The 5,909-nt window shown below is 64.4% G+C and carries 6 protein-coding genes and 1 tRNA gene; 2 read left to right on the top strand and 5 right to left on the bottom strand.

From position 1 onward, the window contains the following. Positions 1–240 precede the first annotated feature (240 nt). The gene (locus tag EGJ86_RS23585; RefSeq protein ID WP_125836833.1) at positions 241–1,188 is read right to left on the bottom strand and encodes a tRNA-dihydrouridine synthase; all 948 of its coding nucleotides are present in this window, start codon (positions 1,186–1,188) and stop codon (positions 241–243) included. Between the two features lie 173 nt (positions 1,189–1,361). Between EGJ86_RS23585 and EGJ86_RS23580 the strand changes: the two genes are divergently transcribed. Continuing rightward, entirely contained in the window at positions 1,362–1,757 is a 396-nt protein-coding gene (locus tag EGJ86_RS23580) for a hypothetical protein (protein WP_125836832.1), read from the top strand. Between the two features lie 5 nt (positions 1,758–1,762). Here the strand turns inward: EGJ86_RS23580 and EGJ86_RS23575 are convergent, their stop codons facing one another. Then, positions 1,763–2,212 carry a thioesterase family protein gene (locus EGJ86_RS23575; protein WP_099525411.1) on the bottom strand — a complete coding sequence of 150 codons (450 nt, stop codon included), beginning with the start codon at positions 2,210–2,212 and terminating at the stop codon, positions 1,763–1,765. Positions 2,213–2,415: 203 nt separating this feature from the next. On the opposite strand from EGJ86_RS23575, the gene EGJ86_RS23570 reads away from it, so the two are divergent. After that, positions 2,416–4,278: a diguanylate cyclase gene (locus EGJ86_RS23570; RefSeq protein WP_256672494.1), complete on the top strand. Its 1,863-nt coding sequence runs from the start codon at positions 2,416–2,418 to the stop codon at positions 4,276–4,278. On the opposite strand, the gene EGJ86_RS23565 is transcribed toward EGJ86_RS23570, so the two are convergent. The 3 genes from EGJ86_RS23565 to EGJ86_RS23555 form a co-directional block, all read right to left on the bottom strand. Continuing rightward, positions 4,248–5,087, bottom strand: coding sequence for an alpha/beta fold hydrolase (locus EGJ86_RS23565; protein WP_125836831.1), 840 nt, complete (start codon positions 5,085–5,087; stop codon positions 4,248–4,250). The genes EGJ86_RS23570 and EGJ86_RS23565 overlap by 31 nt on opposite strands. Positions 5,088–5,110: 23 nt before the next feature. Next, positions 5,111–5,650, bottom strand: a complete 540-nt coding sequence (locus EGJ86_RS23560) for a TetR/AcrR family transcriptional regulator (RefSeq protein WP_125836830.1) — start codon at positions 5,648–5,650, stop codon at positions 5,111–5,113. Positions 5,651–5,833: 183 nt separating this feature from the next. After that, positions 5,834–5,909, bottom strand: a tRNA-Glu gene (locus EGJ86_RS23555).

Here is a 5,909-nt window from a genome sequence, read left to right as displayed (position 1 = left end):
ACACCCCCCCCCCACCCAGGCCCTCCCCCGCATAAGCTCCCCCGCGGCCTCTCCAGTAAACCCTCCCCACCCGGTGGTAGGGTCGGCGCCCCCCCCCCCCCCCCCCCAAAACCGCCCCCCCCCCCCCCCCCCGCTCCTACGGTGTTTGTTCAATCAACCTCTGGGGACGCCAAGCGAACCAGAGTTCAAATTCGCAGCCTGGCGCCCACTTCCCGTGAATTGCATCCAGACTAATAGACTTCAATCGGTCGACATAAGCAGCCGGTCGATACGCTCGCAATCCTGCTCGCGGCGAACTTCAGCGAACAGCGTAACAGCCTCTGGATAGGTGCGCGTGAGCATCGCCAACCATTGCTTCAGGCGCCCCGGCGCGTAGCGCGGCGCCAGCTTGCGCCGTGCCTGCTGCCAGAAATCGAGCAACAGCGGCTGCAGCTCGACCCAGCTCATTTCCTCGGGCTCCTCGCCGGCCCTGACGGCAGCGATCTGTCGCGCCAGCCCTGGCCGAGAAACCAGGCCGCGCCCCAGCATGATGTCATCCACGCCGCTGATCTCACGGCAGCGGCGCCAGTCGTCCAGCGTCCACACCTCGCCATTGGCGAACACCGGCACGCCGACCACCTCCTGCACACGCGCCACCCACTCCCAGTGCGCCGGCGGCTTGTAGCCCTCGACCTTGGTGCGCGCATGCACGACGATCTGGCTCGCTCCGCCTTCGGCCAGCGCCCGCGCACAGTCCAGCGCGCCCTCCTTGCCTTCGAAGCCCAGGCGCATCTTCGCCGTGACCGGAATCTCGGCCGGCACCGTGCGCCGCAATTCGCGGACGATGGCATGCAACAGCTCCGGCTCCTTGAGCAGCACCGCACCGCCACGCGACTTATTCACCGTCTTGGCCGGGCAACCGAAGTTGAGGTCGATCACCGGCGCGCCGAGCGTGCAGGCGAAGGCGGCGTTGTCCGCCAGGCACTGCGGATCGGACCCCAGAAACTGCACGCGCATCGGTGTGCCGGCCTGAGTGCGCGAGCCATTGAACAACTCGGGCGCCAGCTTGTGATAGGTGGCAGCCGGCAACAGCCGTTCGCTGACGCGAATGAACTCGGTGACGCACCAGTCGATGCCGCCGATGCGGGTCAGCACGTCGCGCAGAATCTCGTCGACCAGCCCCTCCATGGGCGCCAGGGCGATTTGCATGTGGTTGTCCGGAAAAATGGGGCGCACAGTGTATGGGCTGCATGAAAGGTCGTCGAGCGACGCTCAGGCAGGGCGAAAGACGGTATGCAAACAGCGTTCTGCGAAGCCTGAGGTATCGCGCCGATGGCGCCAGATAGGCCACACTGGCGCTTCATCACCTAGGGAAGCTCGCCATGCGTTATCTCGCACTGATCGTTCTGGGCATCTGCTGCTGGGGCGCCCAGGCTAACGAGGCGATGCCCAGCGGCATCGTCCCCATGCCAACAGACCCGGTTGCCGATGCGCCCGCGCGCCTGATCTTCAGCCGTGACACCAACGCGCCGAATGCCTGCGATGTGGAGCTCTACGTCAACCAGCAGGTAGTGGCGAAACTTGGCCCGGGTGACCACACCAGCCTGGACCTGCCCAGCGGCGAGCTGAGCGTCGCCGTGGCCATGTCGCCGGACGGCTATTGTGGAGGCCGTGGGCCGGATGTGGCGCAGTCCGTCATCCTCCGCCCCGGCGAAACCCGCAACTTCGCCATCATGGTCGAGCCGGAACAGGTATTTCTTGCGCCGGTGGATGACTGAGCAGCCTACAGCTCCAGCGGATAAGGCGGCGTCAGCGCCTTGCCATAGCCTTCGACGAACTCCGCCGGCATGCGCTTGGGGCGCCCGCTGGACAGTTCGATGCAGACGAAAGTGGTCTTGGCACGCAGCAAGGTAACGCCATCTTCCGGGCGCACCAGCTGGAAACGTCGATCCATCTTCAGGCGCTGATCGGATTCGACGATCCAGGTCGCCATCTGCAGATGCTGCCCTTCGTAGGCGCTGGCGAGGTAGTCGATCTCATGACGCACCACGGCCATGGCGCGATCCAGGCGGCGGTATTCGACCAGGTCCAGCCCAAGGAACTGCGAGTGCCGCCAGGCGCAACGCTCCAGCCAACTGACGTACACCGCGTTGTTGGCATGACCGAGGCCATCGATGTCGTCTGCGCTCACTTCGATATCGATGACGAAGGGGTCGGGCAACTCCCAGTTCATGACTCTACCTCCAGGTATGCAGCCTGCATGCGGCAAGCCGGGTGATCCGATTCCAGAATGCGGCTGCCTGCTTCCTCGGCGGCCAGTCGATCAGGTGCCGCATGATACGCCGCACGGCCTCTCCGTGCAGCGCCGAGCTTTCATCGTGCCATCATCGCGCGCCATAATGCAGCGCACTCGCACGAGAGCCCGAGAACGAGCAATTGACTGCCACCCTGCGCCTATTGATGCTTCTGCTGCTACCAGCACTGACCTGGGCGCAAAGCCTGCCGCTGCCGATTGGTCAGACGCAGACATTGCCCGGGCCTTACATGGCGTTCTGGGAAAACCCGGATGGCCGTGCCGACATCACCGATGTGCGCGCACTGCCCGACTCCGCCTGGCAAGCAGTGGAGCGGCGCGATGCCAGCTTCGGCTACAGCGGCAGCACCTACTGGCTACGCCTGGACGTACACAACCCGCACAGCCGCTCGCTGGGCTGGGTGCTGCTGATCGGCAATCCACTGCTGGATCAACTGGACGCCTACGGCCTGGACGGCAAACGTATCTACCGCGCAGGCGACCAGCGCCCCTTCGACTGGCGCTGGGTCGAGCACCGCCAACTGGTACTGCCTCTGCACGTAGCGTCTGGCGAACGCCAGCGCATTTGGCTGCGCATGCAAACCGACGGCTCGGCCAACCTCAGCGCCAGTCTGATGACCCGTGATGCGTTCGATCATCAGGAGCAGCGCAGCCTGTTGCTGCAGGGCCTGTTCTTCGGCGCCCTGATGGCAATGCTGATCTACAGCCTGAGCATTTTCTGCATCACCCGCGACCGCAACTACCTTTGGTACAGCCTGTTCGTCGCCAGCTTCAGTCTCTACCAGTTCATCCAGCTCGGCTTCGCCCTGCAATGGTTGTGGCCCAATGCCCTGGCCTGGCATCAACTGAGCTTCCCGCTCAGCTCCGCCCTGGCGACATTGTTCGGCATTCAATTCACCTACGGCGTGCTGGATCTGGACAAGGCCGCCAGACCTTATCGCTGGGTCGCCAATACGCTCAAGGCCTGCGCCTGGTTGGTGCTGGGCATGGCGCTGTTTGGCCCGTATTTACCCGCCCTGATCGGCAGCTTCGTGCTGGTGACCGCCTGCGCACTGGCCGCCTTCGTCATTACCCTGCTGCGCTGGCGCGGCGGTTACGCAGCCGCGCGCCTGTTCGCCCTGGGCTGGTTCGTGCTGATCGCCGCCAGCCTTGCCAGCATCCTCACCGGCACCGGACTGCTGCCCTACTCGCTGCTGACCCTGCATGCCCAGCAGATTGGCGGCCTGATCGAGATGACGGTGTTCTCCATCGCCCTGGCCTCGCGCATCCGCCAGGTGCAGCAAGCCGAACGCCAGGCTCAGGCCAAGCTGATCGATCAGGAGCGCCGCCTGCGCAGCGAACAGACCAAGCACCTGGAACTGCAAACGCAGATCAGCGAAAGCCTGGAACAGCGCGTACAGGAGCGCACCGCGACGCTGCAGGACACCCTGCAGCAACTGTCCAACGCCAACCTGCGCCTGGCCGAACTGAACCGACGCGACGGGCTTACCGGCCTGTTCAACCGCCAGACTCTCAGCGAAGAACTGGCGCGCGCCTGCGCCCGCGCCGTGCGCAGCCGACAGTCACTGGCAGTCCTGATGCTGGATCTGGATCACTTCAAGCAGGTCAATGACCGCTACGGCCACCTCGCCGGCGATGCCTGCCTGCGCCATGCAGCCCAGCGCATCCAGCAGCGCCTGCGCAGTAGCGACTTGCTGGCACGCTTCGGCGGCGAAGAATTCGTCATCTTGCTCGACAGCACCGATCTCACCGGCGCACTCGACCTGGCCGAACAACTGCGCGAAGAGCTCGCGCTCAATCCCTGCCTCTACCAACAACAGTCGATAGCGCTGAGCCTGAGCATCGGCCTGCATGCCGGCGTACCGAGCGAGCCGGACTGCGGCGAGCACTGGCTGGAACTGGCGGACCGCGCCCTGTACCGCGCCAAGGCGGGCGGCCGTAACCGTGTGGTCAGTTACGAGGCCAGGGCCTTCAGGGACGCCTGAGGCACTTGCTCCAACAACTCGAGTACAGCCTGCAAAAGCAGCGGATCGCTCAGCAGACGCTGATGCCCACCCGCCGGCAAGCGCAGCAACTGGCTGTCGAACCAGGCCTTGTGAATCAGATCGGCCTCGCCCACCGGCACCACCTGATCATCCTCGGCATGCACGATCAGCCCCGGCAGTTCCAGCTGATAACGCTGCACATCGAGATGCGCCGCGGGGATGCCCGCCGTCGTTTCAACGGCGCGAACGAAATGCGCTCGTGCCTCGGCCGGCAGCCCCATGAATCGAGCGAAACCGCGCAACAATCCGAGGATGCGGCTCGGCGCGGCAACGGTCACCAGCGTCTCGCAGCGTAAGCCCATTTGTGTGGCCAGCAGCGCGCTGGCACCGCCCATCGAGTGACCGATCACGGCCCGTAGCGGCGGCAACTCGCTGGCGGCCTCGAGCAATGCACGCGCAAACAGCACCACATTGGCTTCTCGTCCAGGTGAACGGCCATGAGCAGGCGCATCCAGTGCGATGACGCCATAGCCTGCGTCGACCAGACCGCGGATCAACAACGCAAACTGGGTTGGCCGCCCTTCCCAGCCATGCATCAGCAGCACGGTCGGCCCACTCCCCCAGCGCAGCGCCGACAAGCCAAAGCGCAGGGTGATGCGCTCGGCACTGGCCAGCAGCGGCAACTCCCAGTCTCGCGGCGGTTGCGTGCGTGGCGTCATGAAGCGCTCACGCAAACGGCTGGCGATCAGTTGCGGGGCGACTCTGCCCAGCGTTGCGTTGACACCTCGTACCCAGGTCATCTGGTTCATCACCCTCTCCTTTTCGCTCGATTTCAGACAACTGCTGCCTTGGCAGCACGCAACACCCGGTCGGACAACTCGCCTGGCCCCAAGGCCCGCGCCAGTGCCAGACCACCGATCATCAGCGCCAGGTCGGCCAGCGCTACATCCGCCTCCTCCGGCGCGGCGCGCATATGCGCCACCATCAACTCGGTGTGCTCAGCCAGGGCCTGACGAAAGCCCTCTGGCAAACGCGATATTTCCGCCAGCGAACTTGGTAGCGGGCAGCGCTCGTCAGCATTGTCGCGGTGCCGGCGCGACAGATAGAACGCTGCCAGCAACACCCGACGCTCCCGGCCCGTCATGCGCCGATCGATCTCTACAACGCGCCCCCGCCTGACGGCGAGCAGTTGGCGAAAGGCTTCGAGCATCAATGCGTCCTTGCTGGCGAAATGCGCATAGAAACCGCCCACCGTCAGCCCGGCTGCCGCCATCACTTCGGCCACGGCCGGGTCGCCCGGCCCACGCTCGGCGAGTACACGGCCAGCCGCGGCGATGATGCGTTGACGGGTTTCACGCTTGCGCTCATTCATGGCACTACCCTTTATATTATGAAAGCAATATTACGATCATCATATTAAATTGCAAGCCGCCAGCACGACCATTGGTCCGCGCTGCGGAAGCTCAGGTCGAGCACCGGATTTAAGGAGACGAAAACAAAAAGAGGCCACCTCTGAAGAGGTGGCCCCTGGGTTCCGCAAATGCGGCAAGAAAAATGGCGTCCCCTAGGGGACTCGAACCCCTGTTACCGCCGTGAAAGGGCGGTGTCCTAGGCCACTAGACGAAGGGGAC

Source organism: Pseudomonas sp. o96-267, from assembly GCF_003935465.1.
In the GTDB taxonomy this organism is placed as follows: Bacteria; Pseudomonadota; Gammaproteobacteria; order Pseudomonadales; family Pseudomonadaceae; genus Aquipseudomonas; species Aquipseudomonas sediminis.
The sequence above is the reverse complement of the archived record's forward strand: the minus strand, read 5'-3'. Positions and strand labels throughout refer to the sequence as shown.